Genomic DNA, 14929 nt, shown 5'->3' with positions numbered 1-14929 from the left:
CAGGCCCGGGGCACCGCCGCGCTCGTTCTATAGGATCCCGGGTGTGAGAAAACGGACCCACTCGCGCCGCGGAACCGCCCGCCCGGTCAGGCTTCTCGGGGACCCGGTCCTGCGCACGGAGTGCGACACGGTCCGGACGTTCGACGTGTCGCTGGAACGCCTCATCGACGACATGTTCGTCACCATGTACGAGGAGGACGGCGCCGGGCTCGCGGGCAACCAGATCGGCGTCGGCATGAGGCTGTTCGTGTACGACGTCGAGGACGACCAGGGGCGCCGCCACATCGGTCACGTCGTCAACCCGGAACTGGTCGCCGCCGACGGCGAGCTGCTGGTCGAGTCGGAGGGCTGCCTGTCCGTCCCCGGCCTGCGCTTCGACACCCCCCGGTACGAGCACGCCGTCGTCGAGGGCGTCGACATGAAGGGCAAGCCCGTCCGCGTCGAGGGCACCGGGTACTTCGCCCGCTGCCTGCAGCACGAATGCGGGCACCTGGACGGCAAGGTCTACATCGACGTCCTGTCGGGAGACGCCCGCCGCGAGGCGATGCGGGCGATCCGCACACTCCACGAGTAGAAACGGTGGAGACCGTCCTGTGCGGGCACTCAACCCATCCTCTGCGCGCATTCAGGGGACGTTCAGGTTGAGATGGCAACCTCTGCGAAGATGTGGAGGGGGACTGTTCAGTGGTTGAACGTACGGTGAACGGCGGCAGGGCGGCGGAGGCGACGCTGCTCGTCGTCGAGGACGAACCCAACATCCTGGAGCTCCTCGCCGGCAGTCTGCGCTTCACCGGGTTCGACGTGGTGACGGCCACCAACGGGGCGGACGCGGTGCAGTCGGCGCGGCGGCACCGCCCGGACCTGATCGTGCTGGACGTGATGCTGCCCGACATCGACGGGTTCGACGTCGCGCGGCGGCTGCGGTCCGGCGGCGACCACACCCCCGTGGTGTTCCTGACCGCGCGGGACGCCGTCCAGGACCGGATCAAGGGGCTGACGATCGGCGGCGACGACTATGTCACCAAGCCGTTCAGCCTGGAGGAGGTCATCGCCCGCATCCGGGCCGTCCTGCGGCGGTTCCGCGGCGGGGTCACGGAGCCGCCCCCGCGCATGGTCTTCGCGGACGTCGAACTGGACGAGGACAGCCACGAGGTATGGCGCGGCGGCAGGGCCGTCCAGCTGTCGCCGACCGAGTTCAAGCTGCTGCGCTACTTCATGGCCAACGCGGGACGGGTCGTGTCGAAGGCGCAGATCCTCGACCACGTGTGGAACTACGACTTCCGCGGCGACGCGGGGATCGTCGAGTCCTACGTGTCCGCGCTGCGCCGCAAGGTGGACAACACCGAACCGCGGCTCATCCACACCCTGCGCGGCGTCGGCTACGTTCTGCGCGAGCCGTCGAAGACGGGCTGATGGCCACGCGGGTCCCGGCGGTCGCCACGGTGGCGGGCGCCGGTGGAGGCACCCCGCCCCGGCGGCCGTTCCGGGGCATCGAGCACCTGTGGGGACGGACGTCGCTGCGGGTCAAGCTGCTCGCCGGCATGCTCGTCCTCGTCACCCTCGGGATGACGGTGATGAGCGCGGCTGGCGCGTCCGTCCTGCGGCAGTACCTGGTCGGCCGGACAGACGACCAGCTGCGCGCGTCGGTGGGGCGGGCGGTCGACCAGGTCGTCCCGCAGCTGCGCAGCGGTGCCGCGCAGATCACCGTGCGGATTCCGAGCGAGATGTACGGGCAGATCCGCACCAGTGACGGCCGTTCGCTCGGGCAGAATCCGGCGTGGAGCGAGACCGGCCATCCGCGGCTTCCGGCGGATCTGAGCGGGCGGATCGACCGTCCGTTCACCGTGTCCGGGACGGGCGGCTCGCAGTGGCGCATCCTGGCCGAGCCGCTCCCCGGCGACGCCGTGATCGTCCTGGCGTTCAGCCTGGACGAGATCGACCGCACCGTCCGTCGGCTGGTGGCCATCGACGCGATCGTGGGGCTGCTGGTGCTGGCCGTCCTGGTCGTCCTCGGGGTGTGGGTCGTCCGGGCCAGCCTGCGCCCGCTGTCCGCGGTGGAGGAGACCGCCGGCGCGATCGCGGCCGGCGACCTGTCCCGGCGCGTCCCGGAGGTGGATCCGCGCACGGAGATGGGCCGGCTCGGCCGGTCGCTGAACACCATGCTCGGGCAGATCGAGGCGGCGTTCGGGGCGCGCGCCGAGTCGGAGGCGGCGGCGCGCCGCTCGGAGGAGACGGCGGTGCGCTCCGAGGAGCGGATGCGGCGCTTCGTCGCCGACGCCAGCCACGAGCTGCGCACCCCCCTGACCGCGATCCGCGGTTTCGCCGAGTTCTACCGGCAGGGCGCGGCCCGCAGCCCCGCTGAGCTGGACCGGCTGATCGGCCGGATCGAGGAGACCGCGGCCCGGATGGGCCTGCTGGTGGAGGATCTCCTGCTGCTCGCCCGGCTGGACCGGCAGCGTCCGATCGAGCGGCGCCCGGTGGACCTGCTCGCCGTCGCCGCCGACTCTGTCCAGGAGGCCAGAGTTCTCGCGCCCGAACGCAGGATCGACCTATCGGTGGAGGGAGGTCTGGCGTACCAGGTGCGGGGGGACGAGCCGCGGCTGCGCCAGGTCCTCGGAAACCTGCTCGCCAACGCGATCGCGCACACCCCGGAGGGCACGCCGGTCGAGGTGCGGCTCTCGCCGGGGACGCTGCGCGGCGCGCCGGCCGCGGTCGTGTCGGTGTCGGACGAGGGCCCCGGCCTCTCCCCCGAGCAGGCCGACCGCGTCTTCGAGCGGTTCTACCGCGCCGACCAGGCCCGCTCCCGCGACGACGGCGGCGCCGGCCTCGGCCTGGCCATCGTCGCGGCCCTCGTGGCCGCCCACGAGGGCACCGTCGAAGCCGACTCCGCCCCAGGACAAGGCGCCACCTTCAGAGTCGTCCTCCGCCTGGACGACCTCTAAAGCGCAACCGCGTCGCTTCCTGGGAAGGGGCCGGGGACGTTCAGGGAACGTTCAGGTGCGTGCGTTTAGGTGGGTCGCACAGGGCGCGCCCCGGTCTCGACGGGGAGCGGGAGTCCGCGCCCTGGCCAGCCGTTCGGCGGGATCCGCCGGGACCGCGGCCGAGGGAGTGCCCCCTCGGCCGCGGTTTTTTATGACATTTCGGCGTTCAGCACACTTTCAGGTTGGCTCCAGGCGCCCTGCAGGCCCGGGACGCATGCTCAGTGGTGAGTGGACGACAGGGGGTCCAAATGAACGCCGACCGGCCGCAACAGCCGCAATGGGAGCCCGCACGACCGGACTTCGCCCCGCACGGGATGTGGACGGGGAACGTCCCGCCGCCGCCACCGGTTCAGCCGGTGACGCCGCGGCCCGGACCGTTCGGCACCGCCCGGCGCAGGCTCGCCGCCATGGGGGCCGCCGCCGCGCTGGCCATCGGCGCGGGCGGCGCGGGTGCGGCGATGACGCTGGCGCTGACGCACCAGAGCACCGTGTACGCGAGCCCCACGGCGGTGGCGGGCGTCACGTCCAAGAGCACGACCGCGCAGGTGGCCGCCGCCGTCCAGCCGAGCGTGGTGTCGATCCAGGCCCAGACGGCGTCCGGTGTGTCCGGAGGGTCCGGCGTGATCCTGCGCTCGGACGGCGTGATCATGACGAACGCGCACGTCGTGTCGGGTGCCCGGCAGGTCTCGGTGAAGTTCAGCAACGGCCGGACGGCCTCGGCGCGGGTCCTCGGCGCCAACACCGGCCAGGACATCGCGGTGATCAAGGCCGCGGGCGTGTCGGGTCTGAAGCCCGCGACGCTGGGCGACAGCGGCGCTCTCGCGGTCGGGGACCAGGTGCTGGCCGTGGGCAGCCCGCTCGGGCTGGACGGCTCGGTGACGTCCGGCATCGTCAGCGCGCTCGGCCGCCAGATCCAGGAGGGCGGCGACGACCAGCAGCAGCTGCCGCCGGGGCTGCGCGGGCAGCTGTCCCAGCAGCAGCAGACCGTGATCAAGAACGCGATCCAGACGGACGCCGCCATCAACCCGGGGAACTCCGGCGGCGCCCTGGTGAACGCGTCCGGCCAGGTGGTCGGCGTCAACACCGCCATCCTCACGGCCGGCAACAGCGAGGGGAACATCGGGGTGGGCTTCTCCATCCCGGTCGACTCCGCGAAGAAGGCCGCCGACGCGATCATCGCCGGCGCCTCGCTCTGACCGGGGCCGCCGTCCGTCCAGGGCTCTGGGGGGAGCGGGCGGGCGGGCGGCGGGCCCGGGCAGAAGGTCCTCCCGGCCGGGCCGGGTGCGGGAGGACCGCGTAAGGAGGAGCGGCCGCGTGACCTGCCTGTGGGTCACGCGGCCGCTCATCTTCGTGGCCCGCTCAGCTCTGCACCCTGATCGCAGGCCGCCGCTTCACCTTCGCCAGCATCCGCCGTGTGGTGAACAGGTAGTAGGCCCGGGGCAGCGTGCGGATCCTCAGCGGAAGCCGCGGATAGACGCGCGCGAGCGTCCCGACGAGCAGCCGGAACCGGCGCTCCCGCGCCGCGTCCCACTTCCAGCCGTACTGCTCGCGGATCGGGGCCGGCATGAGTCCCGCGGTGAGCAGCCGGATCGCCATCAGCCCGGGCGCGTTGAGCGGCCCGCCCGGCAGCCGCGGATGCAGCACCTGCTCCGCGATCGCCCGCGACGCCTCGGTGATCTCCAGGGTCCGCACCATGCCCGCGTAGTACTCGCGGAACTCCTCGTACGTCTCCGGCATCCGCTCCTCGGGGCATCCGAGGATCGTCGCGTAGACCTTGGTCTGCCGGTAGAACTCCTCAAGCTCGCCTTCGTCGAACTTCCGCCGGAAGACCAGTTCGTAGAACTGCACTGCCACCGCGAACAGGGTGGACGCGACCCAGACCTGCAACTCCGGGTCGTTCGCCTCGTAGTCGGGCCCGGTGACGCTCTCATGCCCCTTCGTGATGAGAGCGCTGAGGGTCTCGGCCTCCTCGCGCGTCCCGAACTGCACCGTGTAGAGCCACCCCATCGTGTTCCGCAGCCGGCGCAGCGGATCGTCCGCCGTGTAGCTGTGGTCGTACACGCCCTGCGCCACCTTGGGATGCGCCGTCTGCAGCAGGGACGCGGCCCCGCCCGCGGCGATCAGCGCGCCCTCCCGCGTGATGACGCGGATGAGGTCCTCGTCCTGGAACAGTCCTTCGGTCATGACGATCAGTGTAAGTAAGTACTTGCGATCTCCGCAGCCCGAGGGTTAATCAAGCGACAAGATCACTTCTACCCTGCGACAATGAGGACATGTCCGCCCCCATCCATGTCCGCGGCTCGGTCTCCGTTCCGGAGTCCGAGCTCAGCTGGCGCTTCTCCCGCTCCTCGGGCCCGGGCGGGCAGCACGTCAACACCAGCGCCACCGCCGCCGAGCTCTCCTTCGACGTGGCGAACTCCCCGTCCCTCCCCGGCCCGCTGAAGGCCCGCGCCCTCGAACGCCTGGCCGGACGCCTGGTCCGCGGCGTCCTCACCATCCGCGCCGAGGAGTACCGCTCCCAGCAGCGCAACCGGGACGCCGCCCGCACCCGCCTCGCGACCCTCCTGGCCGAAGCGACGGCTCCGCCGCCCAAGAAGCGCATCCCCAAGAAGATCCCGCGCGGCATCAACGAACGCCGCCTGGAGAACAAGAAGCGCCGCTCGGCCGTGAAACGGCAGCGCTCGTCCCGCTGGGACTGACCAAGCGGTCACGCAGCGCGGGTCAGGACCGGAACACGGCCTGGCTCGTCCCCATGATGATCCGGTCCCGCGGACGCAGCGTCCGCATGGCGGACTCCAGCTCGGCCCGGGCCATCGAGACGCAGCCCGCGGTCTGCCCCGCGCCGACGTGCATGAAGATCGCCGAACCGCTCCCCTGCACGACCGGCGAGTCCGGCGGCCGGTTGTAGTTGATCACCACGGCCTGCCGGTAGGGGCCGTCCTTCATGATCTGCGAGAGGTTCTCGTCGGCCGGCTGGCAGGCGCCCCGGTAGTAGCGGTTGTAGCGTCCGTCGCCGATCGTCGATCCCCAGCAGTCGCCGCTCTCCTGGAGCGTGCGGTAAGGAAGCCGGGTCCCGGGGTCACCTTCGCCGAACGCCTCGGTCAGGCTGAACGAGCCGGTCGGCGACTTGCCGTCGCCCTCCCGTTTGGCGCCCGGCTCGGCGTAGCCGTTCCGGCCCACATGCCCCGGGGTGGTCAGGACCGTCCTCCAGAAGCGGCCCTTCCTCGCGCACTCCGTGACGGTCACCTCGGTCGTCCCGTACTGGGCCGCGACGGCGAAGACCACATGCCGGGCCCCGCCGGGCCCGTAGCGCGACTGGCCCCGGTTCAGCGCCTGGCAGGGATCGATCGCGCGCTCCTCCCGGGCGTACGCCTGCGGAGTGTGGACGATCGCCGCGACCAGCATCACCACGGCGAACAGGACAGCGACCCGCGTGGCACCCGACTGCATTCGCACGCTCCTTCACTCGTGCGCCCGAGCCGAGCCGGCCCGTGACCGCACTCCGATTCGACCTCCGCCGGGTCATGATCATCTCACTCGGGCGCAGGCGCCGCCAGCGTCCCGGACGCGAAAAGCACCGCGCCCGTCCCGCCGGCCGGGCGGGACGGGCGCGGGCGGGGTGGGTCAGCCGAAGAGGCCGAGGGTGCCGCCGAGGTTGTAGCCGATGACCCAGGCCCTGCTCGCGCTCGCCACGGCTACGTCGGTGGGGTGAAGCCGACCGGGCTCTTGTCGGCGACCCAGGCGGAGCCGTTCCAGCGGGCGATCCTGGCTTCGGGACCGGGGAGGTCTCCGGCGGCGCCGACGGCCCAGCCGGCGTTCTTGGCGCCGAAGTCGACCCTGTCGAGGCTGCCGCTGTAGCTCAGCGCCGAGCCGCCGATGTTCTTCCAGCCGGCGGCATGCGCGGGCGCGGCGACCGCGATCGTCCCGGCGGCGCAGCCAAAACGCCCAGAACCGGGAGGTTCTGGGCGTCTTGCGTGCCGTCTCGGTGGCGGAGGGTTACTCGCCCTTCCAGTTCGGCTTGCGCTTCTCGGCGAAGGCGGCCGGGCCCTCCTGGGCGTCCTTGGACATGAAGACGGGCAGCGTGATGTCCTGCTGCTCCTTCCACGCCTCGGCGGACGTCCAGTCCGCGGACTCGACGATGATCTTCTTGGTCGCCGCGAGCGCCAGCGGCGCGTTCTCGGCGACCTTCAGGGCCAGTTCCTTGGCCGCGGCCAGCGCGCCGCCCGGCTCGGTGAGCCGGTTGACGAACCCGAGCTCGGCCATCCGCTCCGCCGGGTACTTGTCGCCGGTGAGGGCGATCTCCATGGCGATGTGGAACGGGATGCGCTGCGGCAGGCGGAGCAGGCCGCCGCCCGCGGCGACCAGGCCGCGCTTCGGCTCGGGCAGCCCGAACTGGGCCTCCCGGGACGCCACGATCATGTCGCAGGCCAGCGCCACCTCGCAGCCGCCCGCCAGCGCGTAGCCCTCGACGGCGGCGATCAGCGGCTTGGCCGCCGGACGCTCGGTGATGCCGGCGAACCCGCGCCCCTCGACGGTCGGGTTGTCGCCCGTCAGGAAGCCCTTGAGGTCCATGCCGGCGCAGAACGTCCCGCCCGCGCCGGTGAGGATGCCGATGGACAGGTCCTTGCGGGAGTCGAGCTCGTCGACGGCCGCCGCGATCCCCTTCGCCACCTCGCCGTTGACCGCGTTGCGGGCCTCCGGTCGGTTGATGGTGATGACGAGGACGGCGCCGTCTTCCTCGGTGAGCACAGCGTCGTTGCCAGAGGGCGTGGGAGGTCGTCCCCCCTCGGGCGATACAGCGTCGGTCATTCGGGCCTCACTTCGGCTGGAAGCGGATACCGCCGTCGAAGCGGATCGTCTCGCCGTTCATGTAGTCGTTCTCGATCAGGGACTTGACGAGGTGGGCGAACTCCGACGCCTTGCCCATCCGCTTCGGGAACGGGACGGGGGCGGCGAGCTTGGCCTTGAACGCGTCCGCGGCCTCGCCCTCGCCGTAGATCGGGGTGTCGATGATGCCGGGGCAGATAGTGTTGACCCGGACGCCGACCGCGGCGAGGTCGCGCGCGGCGGGCAGGGTCATGCCGATGATGCCGCCCTTGGAGGCGGAGTAGGCGATCTGCCCGGTCTGCCCCTCGATGCCGGCGATGGACGCGGTGTTGACGACCACGCCGCGCAGGCCGTCGGCGTCGGCGGGCTCGGTCTTGGCGATGGCCGCGGCGCCGATCCGCATCAGGTTGAAGGTGCCGATCAGGTTGATCCGGATGACGGTCTCGTAGGAGGCCAGGTCGTGCGGGCTGCCGTCGCGGTTCACCGTCCGCGAGGCCCAGCCGATGCCGGCGCTGTTGACGATGACGCGCAGCGGGGCGCCGGTGTCGACGGCGGCCTGGACGGCGGCCTGCACCTGCTCCTCGTTCGACACGTCCGTCTTGACGAAGACGCCGCCGACCTGGTCGGCGACGGCCTTGCCCTTGTCCTCGTTCAGGTCGGCGACGACCACCTTGGCGCCTTCGGCGGCCAGCGCGCGGACGGTGGCCTCACCGAGGCCGCTCGCGCCACCGGATACGACGGCGGAAACTCCGTTCAGGTCCATAAGCGACACCTTACGTGAGGGACCGAATGTGGTTCGGGGTGATGCTATCCAGACGCCGTCGCGCGCTCGGCTCACACCCCTGCGGATCGCCGGGCCGCGTGGTCGCCCGCCGGTCACAGCGGGGCGGGGTGTTTGCTCCGCGCGGCTCCGGGCACCCGCCTCCCCATGAGCGAGCGTCCCGCACAGAGCCAGTCCTACCCCGGGCGGACCGCGGACATGACACCCGAGCCGCGCGACGAGATGCGCGACTACACCGGCAGCGGCCTGCTGGACGGACGCCGGGCACTGATCACCGGCGGCGACTCCGGCATCGGGCGCGCCACCGCCGTCGCGTTCGCCAAGGAGGGCGCCGACGTCGCGATCACGTACCTGGAGGAGGACGACGACGCGCGGCACACGGCGAGCCTCGTCGAGGCGGCCGGACGGCGGTGCGTGACGTTCGGCGGTGACCTGGCCGAGGAACGGCACTGCCGCGAGGTCGTCGAGCACGCCGTCCGCGACCTCGGCGGGCTCGATCTGCTCGTGCTGCATCACGGCACGCAGACGCCGGTGAAGGACGTCCGGGAGATCGACGACGCGCAGCTGCGCCGGACGTTCGAGGTCAACGTGTTCGCGTTGTTCTGGACCGTCCAGGAGGCCCTCGACCACATGGGGCCCGGGTCGTCCGTCATCATCACGGGCTCCATCAACGGGCTGCGCGGCAACAAGACGCTCATCGACTACTCCGCGAGCAAGGCGGCCGCGATGGCGCTGACCACGTGCCTCGCCCAGAACCTCATGGACCGCGAGATCCGCGTCAACTGCGTCGCCCCGGGCCCGGTCTGGACACCGCTCATCCCGGCCACGTTCGAAGAGGAGCGAGTCGAGAGCTTCGGGCAGCAGGCGCCGATGGGACGCGCCGCCGATCCCGACGAGATCGCGCCGTCCTATGTGTTCTTCGCCTCGAACCGTCAGTCGTCCTACTACACCGGCCAGACGCTGGTGCCCGCCGGCGGCGAGATCCATCCGGGCTGATGGACCTGCAGCGGAGTGACCTGGGCGAGCCTGGCTTCGCACGGCGGAGGTGCGGCAAGGGCTGGGTGTATCTCGGCCTCGACGGGCTTCCGTTGGACGATCACGCCGAGAAGGAACGGATCAGGTGCCTGGTCATACCGCCCGCCTGGAAGGACGTGTGGATCTCCCCTGAGGCGGACGGCCACATCCAGGCGGTGGGGACGGATGCGGCGGGACGGCGTCAGTACCTCTATCACGACGCATGGCGTGAACAGCGCGACCGGGAGAAGCACGAGCACGTCCTGGAGCTCGCCGAACGGCTGCCCAAGGTCCGCGCCGCGCTCGACAATTACCTCGCCGGACGAGGATATTCCCGGGAGCGGGTGCTCGCCGCCGCCGTCCGCCTCATCGACCTGGGGTTCTTCCGGATCGGCGGGGAGGAGTACGCGGCGGAGAACGGCACGTTCGGGCTGGCGACCGTGCTGCGCGAGCACGTCACCTGCCGACGGGACGAGGTGTCGTTCGAGTACCCGGCCAAGGGATCGAAGGAGCGGTACCAGGCGGTCGCCGAGGAGAACGTGTGCAAGGTCGTGAGCGGGCTCAAGCGCCGCGGCGACGACTCCCCCGAACTGCTCGCCTACCGGACGCGGGGCGGCTGGCACGACGTCACCGCGTCCGACATCAACGACTTCGTCCGGGAGATCACGGGCGGCTACTTCACCGCCAAGGACTTCCGCACCTGGCACGCCACCGTTCTCGCCGCGGTCGGGCTCGCGGTGTCCGTGCGGGCCCCGGACAGCGATGCCGCCCGCAGGCGCGCCGTCGTCCGCGTGGTCAAGGAGGTCGCGTCCTACCTGGGCAACACCCCCGCCGTGGCGCGGGCGTCCTACATCGATCCCCGCATCATCGAGCTTTACGAGGAGGGCACGACGGTCGCGCCCGCACTCGGCCGCCTCGGCGGGGAGACCGAGGAGGGCGAGCTGGCGACGCAGGGCCCGGTAGAACAGGCCGTCCTGGACCTGCTCCGGGCCTGATCGTCACCAGGCGGAGACTCGTTCCCGGGCTTGCCGCTTGGGGGTGCTCTCTGGCGTGTCCAGGCGGTAGAGGGCGTAGACGTGCTGGATCACCGGGAGCGCCACGTTCCGCACCCGCACCCCGCCGGACGTCATGCCCCGCTCGGTTCCCTTGTGCGCGTGGCCGTGGACGGCGAGATCGGCGCCGGCCTCGTCGATCGCCTCGCCGAGCAGGTAGCTGCCGAGGAACGGGTAGATCTCCGGCGGCTCGCCTTCCAGGGTGTCCTCGGCGGGCGAGTAGTGCGTCAGGCTGATCGTCACGTCGGCGTCCAGCCCCAGGAGGGACGCGCCGAGGCGTCCGGCGAAGTCCTTCGTGTGGCGGATGAACGCCTTCATCTCGGGCTCGCCGAAGTCGCTGGCGCACCTGCCCTCGAATCCGCCGCCGAACCCCTTGCCTCCTGCGACGCCGAGACGTGTCCCGTCGACCTCCAGGACGGTCCGGTCGCCTTCGAGGACGGTGACGCCGGCGTCCCGCAGCAGGCCGGTGATCTCCTCCTCGGCGTCGGAATGGTGGTCGTGGTTGCCGAGGACGGCGATCACCGGGACGCCGAGATCGCGCAGTTCCGCCGCCGCGACCCGGCCCTCCTCGGCCGTCCCGTGCCTGGTCAGGTCGCCTGCGACCAGGAACACGTCCGCCTGGTCGGCGAGCGCGGACAGCCGGTCCCGGTACGACCCGGCCGCCTCCGCCCCGAGATGCAGGTCTCCCGCCGCGGCCACACGGATCATGAGAGCCTCTCCTCTCCCTCTGGCGCCGCGACCGCGACGACGTGCAGCTCGTTGCAGATCTCGTGTCCCTCGGCGGCGACGCGGGCGGCCTCCTCGACCTCCCGTCTGCGGTCCTCGCTCATCACCTCGCCGCGCAGATGCACCACGTCGCCGCGGACGTCCACGCGGATGCCGAGCTCGTACGCCTCCTCCGCGAGCCTCTCCTGGATGTGCGCGGACAGGTATCCCGGCAGATCGGTCATCGCCCGCCCCCTTTCGGTCGCGTCCGGTCTCGTGTGCGGGGACGCCCCCCGCAAGCGCGGTCCCCTCACGGCACGTCCCCCTCGATGACGTCCAGCCTGGCCAGCAGGGTCAGGAACGCATAGGCGTACGGGGAGCCGGCGGTCTCGGCGGCGACCCGCCGCCAGTCCACCTGCTCCCGCAGCGCCCGGCTCACGTGCAGGAACCCGCTGAAGTCGCAGGCCGTCGCGGCGAACGCCAGCAGCCGCATGATCATCAGGTCGGTGGCGGGCAGAACCGGCATGAACACGGCTCCGACCGTCAGCTCCCCCGACCGGCCGAGCAGTTCGTCGTCCACCGGGTGGCCTGACGGTGTGTGGATCAGGTCGATGAAGTGCTCCCCGTCGCTCGCCTTCTCCAGCCAGTTCTCCGGGCTCTCCACATGCGTCATGCCCGCGCCGGCGAGCGCCTCCAGAGCCGCCTGGACGTCCCGCGGCCGCACCACGAAGTCGACGTCGTGCGTCGACACGGCGGCGCCGCGCGCGTACGCGGCGAAGCCGCCCGCCAGCGCGTAGCCGATCCCGGCGTCGCGGAGCGCGGCGGCGGCGCGCTTCAGCGCGGTCAGCAGGCCCTCCGCCATGGCGCCGCCGCCGGGCCCGGGCACCACGGTGCCCGATCCACGCGGCGCGGTCGCCTGCGGCTGTGTCCGCACGTCCCCCACGAGTACCCCTGGTCGTTAGCGGTACCCGGGGACGGGCAGGTCATTCCCGATCGATCACCCCGCGCGCCGGTACGAGGCGGGCGGGGTCGGCGTCGTGCCGAGGCAGGTGGCGAGAGGGTCCTCGATGGAGCACCAGCCGGGCCTGCGCACCGGCACGTACCCGGACGGGACCCCGCGGTTGGCGATGATCGACCGATATGTGGGGACGGCGTCGGTCGGCCGGCGCGCCAGGGACGGGTCGGTCAGCGCGTCGACCGTGTACAGGCCGAACCGTGGCCGGTAACTGCCCCACTCGTAGTTGTCGGTGAGGCTCCAGTAGTTGTAGCCCATCATCTTCACGCCGTCGGCCATCGCCCGCTGGATCCAGTAGATGTGGTCGCGCAGGTGGTCGGAGCGCGTGTAGCCGTCCTGGCGCGGCTTGCCGTTGTCGGTGGACGTGCCGTTCTCGACGACGTAGACGGGGAGATTCGGCAGGCGGCGCTGGTAGTTCCTCAGGACGTAGTACAGGCCCTCGGGCTCCGGGTCGATCTTCCAGAACTCCCCGGTGAGTGCATACGCCGCGGTGAAGTTATTCAGGTTGGCGCCGTAGTAGTAGTCGATGCCGATGAAGTCGAGCTTGCCGGTGACGTCGTTGAAAAGGGCCGCGTCGAAGATGCCGTTGATGGGCGATCCATAGGCGACGTTGCTCGACACAGGGGCGCCTGGGTCGACCGCATGGATCATGTCGTAGGCGGCACGGTGCGTCCTTATCAGGGCGTCGCGCATCTTCATCATCTGCGCGAGGTCCATCGGACGGGTGGTCAGCTCCTTGTAGATGTAGGCGCTCGCCTCGTTGAACGTGATCCAGATGACGCCCTGGTTCTTGTAGCGGTTCACGACGAAGCGAGCGTTGCGCAGCCAGTCCTCCTGAGTCCGGGGGTCGTCCCAGGCGCCCTGGTCGGCCACCCATCCGGGGTACACCCAGTGGTCGAGGGTGATCATAGGGCGCATCCCGTCCGCCTTGATCCGGCGGATGAGGTCGTCGTAGTAGCCGATCGCCGCCGGGTCGCGGTGGCCCCGGCGCGGCTCGATGCGCGCCCACTCGACGGATGTCCGGAAGACGTTCACACCCAGGCCCCGCGCGAGCTTCAGATCGCTCGGGTAGCGGTGCCGGAAGTCGACGGAGTCGCCGTAGGGGTCGGTGACGCCGGTCGCCTTGCGGTCGGCGTACCTCGTCCAGTTGCTGTCGGGGAAAGAGCCTTCGCTCTGGAAACCGGACGTGGCGACGCCCCAGAGGAAGCCGTCCGGGAACTTGGCGGTGGCGGCCCCGGCCCGCACGGTCTCGGCGGCGGCGGGGGACATGGCGGTGGACGCGGCGGTCAGCGCGAGGGTGGCCGACAGCGTGAGGGCCGAGAGGACGTGGACGGAACGTGCTCTGCCGGATCTGCCGAACACGGCGCTCCCTCCGGACGCGGGACATGAATCTGCTTCGCACTACAGGCGGCGTCCCCGGCCCCGTCAATGGCCGGACGTGGCCGGATCCGGCGCCCCCGCCGCACCCCCGAGCTGTGCCACAGATCACAGATCAATAAATGAACCGCCGTCTTAACGGCGATCTGTGAGCCACTTCACAATTGGCGAATTGCGCTGCGGATCGATGCTGGCTGGGCGGTAGACCGCCGTCTCATCCGGGCCCGGCGGACGCGGAGAAATGGCTTTGTGATTTGCCATGAACGCCGCACCCTGGCTAGCTTCCTGCCCGGTTCATGCGGCACATCAGCCGCTCCGATAACAGAACACGCACCCCGACGCGCGGCGGCGACGCGCAGGGCCGGCTACGGACGGTCCGCGCGGCCCCCCAGGTCGTCCCGCCAGGGACCTCGCCAGGAAGCCGCCGTCGGACGCCGAATCCGTGCAGTCGAGAGGCACGGAACCGGAAGCGGCCGCCATTTCCCACGTCCCGGCAAAGACGCTGCGGAATCGGCCGCGGCATCTCGAACCCACGATCAGGACCGGTGGGTGACGGCTGCCCGGTAGGCATCGACCGCGAGATCTGGAGTCATTCTGCATACCCCCCGAAACCCCCTGAAGACCGGAATCACCATGGGTGGCCTCGTGCTCACCACGACCGCGGCGCTCGGCGTGTCCGTCCTCGCGGCCGGGTCCGCGCAGGCGGCCGTCCCGCGGCAGGCGACGCTCGTCGCCGCGCCGGTCGCGAAGGCCACCACCGCCAAGCAGGCCAGGATCGCGAAGCAGCGCAAGCGCGCGGCCTACGCCGTGAAGTACGCGGCGAAGCAGATCGGCGACCCGTACCGCTACGGCGGGACCGGCCCGGGCTCGTGGGACTGCTCCGGGCTGGCCGGCGGCTCCTGGCGCAAGGCCGGGGTGAAGCTGCCCCGGACCACGCAGCAGATCTACAAGGCGGTCAAGAAGAAGGTCTCCTGGAAGGGCGCCGTGAAGGGCGACCTGCTGTTCTTCTACGGCGGCAGGACCCACATGGGCATCTACGCCGGGCACGGCTACATGATCCACGCGCCGAGCTCCGGCCAGCGGGTCAAGAAGATCAAGCTGAACCGCTACTACAAGCGCAACTTCAGCGGCGGCGTCCGCCCGGGTCTCTGACTCCCGGCGCCCGCGGGCCCCGCAC

16 protein-coding genes are annotated in these 14929 nt (G+C 71.1%); 8 read left to right on the top strand and 8 right to left on the bottom strand.

Going from position 1 to position 14929, the window contains the following annotated elements:
* Positions 1 to 43: 43 nt before the first annotated feature.
* From def to ACQPZP_RS05725, 4 genes are all read left to right on the top strand, one after another.
* The gene (gene def, locus ACQPZP_RS05740; protein ID WP_433476582.1) at positions 44 to 574 is read left to right on the top strand and encodes a peptide deformylase; all 531 of its coding nucleotides are present in this window, start codon (positions 44 to 46) and stop codon (positions 572 to 574) included.
* Positions 575 to 684: 110 nt separating this feature from the next.
* Positions 685 to 1413 carry a response regulator transcription factor gene (locus tag ACQPZP_RS05735; protein ID WP_433466519.1) on the top strand — a complete coding sequence of 243 codons (729 nt, stop codon included), beginning with the start codon at positions 685 to 687 and terminating at the stop codon, positions 1411 to 1413.
* On the top strand, positions 1413 to 2942 hold the full coding sequence (locus ACQPZP_RS05730; RefSeq protein WP_433476581.1) for a sensor histidine kinase: 1530 nt from the start codon (positions 1413 to 1415) through the stop codon (positions 2940 to 2942). Before ACQPZP_RS05735 ends, ACQPZP_RS05730 begins: the two co-directional genes overlap by 1 nt.
* Positions 2943 to 3229: 287 nt before the next feature.
* A complete protein-coding gene (locus ACQPZP_RS05725; protein ID WP_433476580.1) occupies positions 3230 to 4177 on the top strand; it encodes a S1C family serine protease in 948 nt (315 codons plus the stop codon).
* A 163-nt stretch (positions 4178 to 4340) separates the two neighbouring features.
* Here the strand turns inward: ACQPZP_RS05725 and ACQPZP_RS05720 are convergent, their stop codons facing one another.
* Complete coding sequence (locus ACQPZP_RS05720; RefSeq protein WP_433476579.1) at positions 4341 to 5165, bottom strand: oxygenase MpaB family protein; 825 nt, start codon at positions 5163 to 5165, stop codon at positions 4341 to 4343.
* Between the two features lie 89 nt (positions 5166 to 5254).
* On the opposite strand from ACQPZP_RS05720, the gene arfB reads away from it, so the two are divergent.
* A complete protein-coding gene (gene arfB / locus ACQPZP_RS05715) occupies positions 5255 to 5680 on the top strand; it encodes an alternative ribosome rescue aminoacyl-tRNA hydrolase ArfB (protein ID WP_433466515.1) in 426 nt (141 codons plus the stop codon).
* A gap of 22 nt (positions 5681 to 5702) precedes the next feature.
* Here the strand turns inward: arfB and ACQPZP_RS05710 are convergent, their stop codons facing one another.
* From ACQPZP_RS05710 to ACQPZP_RS05700, 3 genes are all read right to left on the bottom strand, one after another.
* Positions 5703 to 6431: a L,D-transpeptidase family protein gene (locus tag ACQPZP_RS05710; protein ID WP_433476578.1), complete on the bottom strand. Its 729-nt coding sequence runs from the start codon at positions 6429 to 6431 to the stop codon at positions 5703 to 5705.
* A gap of 546 nt (positions 6432 to 6977) precedes the next feature.
* Positions 6978 to 7790 (bottom strand): crotonase/enoyl-CoA hydratase family protein, encoded by an 813-nt coding sequence (locus tag ACQPZP_RS05705; RefSeq protein ID WP_433476577.1) that lies wholly within the window; start codon positions 7788 to 7790, stop codon positions 6978 to 6980.
* Between the two features lie 7 nt (positions 7791 to 7797).
* On the bottom strand, positions 7798 to 8571 hold the full coding sequence (locus tag ACQPZP_RS05700; protein ID WP_433476576.1) for an SDR family oxidoreductase: 774 nt from the start codon (positions 8569 to 8571) through the stop codon (positions 7798 to 7800).
* A 165-nt stretch (positions 8572 to 8736) separates the two neighbouring features.
* Here ACQPZP_RS05700 and ACQPZP_RS05695 point away from each other — a divergent pair, with 165 nt between their 5' ends.
* Both ACQPZP_RS05695 and ACQPZP_RS05690 read left to right on the top strand, forming a co-directional pair.
* On the top strand, positions 8737 to 9585 hold the full coding sequence (locus tag ACQPZP_RS05695; protein WP_433476575.1) for an SDR family oxidoreductase: 849 nt from the start codon (positions 8737 to 8739) through the stop codon (positions 9583 to 9585).
* Positions 9585 to 10598 (top strand): DNA topoisomerase IB, encoded by a 1014-nt coding sequence (locus ACQPZP_RS05690; protein WP_433476574.1) that lies wholly within the window; start codon positions 9585 to 9587, stop codon positions 10596 to 10598. Before ACQPZP_RS05695 ends, ACQPZP_RS05690 begins: the two co-directional genes overlap by 1 nt.
* 3 nt (positions 10599 to 10601) lie before the next feature.
* Here ACQPZP_RS05690 and ACQPZP_RS05685 read toward each other — a convergent pair whose 3' ends face one another.
* The 4 genes from ACQPZP_RS05685 to ACQPZP_RS05670 all read right to left on the bottom strand — a co-directional run bounded on the left by ACQPZP_RS05685 (position 10602) and on the right by ACQPZP_RS05670 (position 13737).
* Positions 10602 to 11363 carry a metallophosphoesterase family protein gene (locus ACQPZP_RS05685; protein WP_433476573.1) on the bottom strand — a complete coding sequence of 254 codons (762 nt, stop codon included), beginning with the start codon at positions 11361 to 11363 and terminating at the stop codon, positions 10602 to 10604.
* The gene (locus ACQPZP_RS05680; RefSeq protein WP_433476572.1) at positions 11360 to 11605 is read right to left on the bottom strand and encodes a BON domain-containing protein; all 246 of its coding nucleotides are present in this window, start codon (positions 11603 to 11605) and stop codon (positions 11360 to 11362) included. The genes ACQPZP_RS05685 and ACQPZP_RS05680 overlap by 4 nt, the downstream gene beginning before the upstream one ends.
* 65 nt (positions 11606 to 11670) lie before the next feature.
* Positions 11671 to 12294: a hypothetical protein gene (locus tag ACQPZP_RS05675; RefSeq protein WP_433476571.1), complete on the bottom strand. Its 624-nt coding sequence runs from the start codon at positions 12292 to 12294 to the stop codon at positions 11671 to 11673.
* 63 nt (positions 12295 to 12357) lie between these two features.
* Positions 12358 to 13737 carry a family 1 glycosylhydrolase gene (locus ACQPZP_RS05670; RefSeq protein WP_433476570.1) on the bottom strand — a complete coding sequence of 460 codons (1380 nt, stop codon included), beginning with the start codon at positions 13735 to 13737 and terminating at the stop codon, positions 12358 to 12360.
* A 648-nt stretch (positions 13738 to 14385) separates the two neighbouring features.
* Between ACQPZP_RS05670 and ACQPZP_RS05665 the strand changes: the two genes are divergently transcribed.
* Positions 14386 to 14904, top strand: a complete 519-nt coding sequence (locus ACQPZP_RS05665) for a C40 family peptidase (RefSeq protein ID WP_433476569.1) — start codon at positions 14386 to 14388, stop codon at positions 14902 to 14904.
* Positions 14905 to 14929: the final 25 nt, after the last annotated feature.

This window comes from Spirillospora sp. CA-142024, assembly GCF_050942325.1.
Lineage (GTDB): Bacteria > Actinomycetota > Actinomycetes > Streptosporangiales > Streptosporangiaceae > Spirillospora.
Note: the sequence above shows the minus strand (reverse complement) of the source record. Positions and strands in the feature narration are given on the sequence as shown.

Coding starts and splice junctions, on each gene's coding strand:
- ACQPZP_RS05730 (WP_433476581.1), top strand. CDS start 1,413: ATGGCCACGCGGGTCCCGGCGGTCGCCACGGTGGCGGGCGCCGGTGGA.
- ACQPZP_RS05725 (WP_433476580.1), top strand. CDS start 3,230: ATGAACGCCGACCGGCCGCAACAGCCGCAATGGGAGCCCGCACGACCG.
- ACQPZP_RS05720 (WP_433476579.1), bottom strand. CDS start 5,165: ATGACCGAAGGACTGTTCCAGGACGAGGACCTCATCCGCGTCATCACG.
- arfB (WP_433466515.1), top strand. CDS start 5,255: ATGTCCGCCCCCATCCATGTCCGCGGCTCGGTCTCCGTTCCGGAGTCC.
- ACQPZP_RS05710 (WP_433476578.1), bottom strand. CDS start 6,431: ATGCAGTCGGGTGCCACGCGGGTCGCTGTCCTGTTCGCCGTGGTGATG.
- ACQPZP_RS05705 (WP_433476577.1), bottom strand. CDS start 7,790: ATGACCGACGCTGTATCGCCCGAGGGGGGACGACCTCCCACGCCCTCT.
- ACQPZP_RS05700 (WP_433476576.1), bottom strand. CDS start 8,571: ATGGACCTGAACGGAGTTTCCGCCGTCGTATCCGGTGGCGCGAGCGGC.
- ACQPZP_RS05695 (WP_433476575.1), top strand. CDS start 8,737: ATGAGCGAGCGTCCCGCACAGAGCCAGTCCTACCCCGGGCGGACCGCG.
- ACQPZP_RS05690 (WP_433476574.1), top strand. CDS start 9,585: ATGGACCTGCAGCGGAGTGACCTGGGCGAGCCTGGCTTCGCACGGCGG.
- ACQPZP_RS05685 (WP_433476573.1), bottom strand. CDS start 11,363: ATGATCCGTGTGGCCGCGGCGGGAGACCTGCATCTCGGGGCGGAGGCG.
- ACQPZP_RS05680 (WP_433476572.1), bottom strand. CDS start 11,605: ATGACCGATCTGCCGGGATACCTGTCCGCGCACATCCAGGAGAGGCTC.
- ACQPZP_RS05665 (WP_433476569.1), top strand. CDS start 14,386: ATGGGTGGCCTCGTGCTCACCACGACCGCGGCGCTCGGCGTGTCCGTC.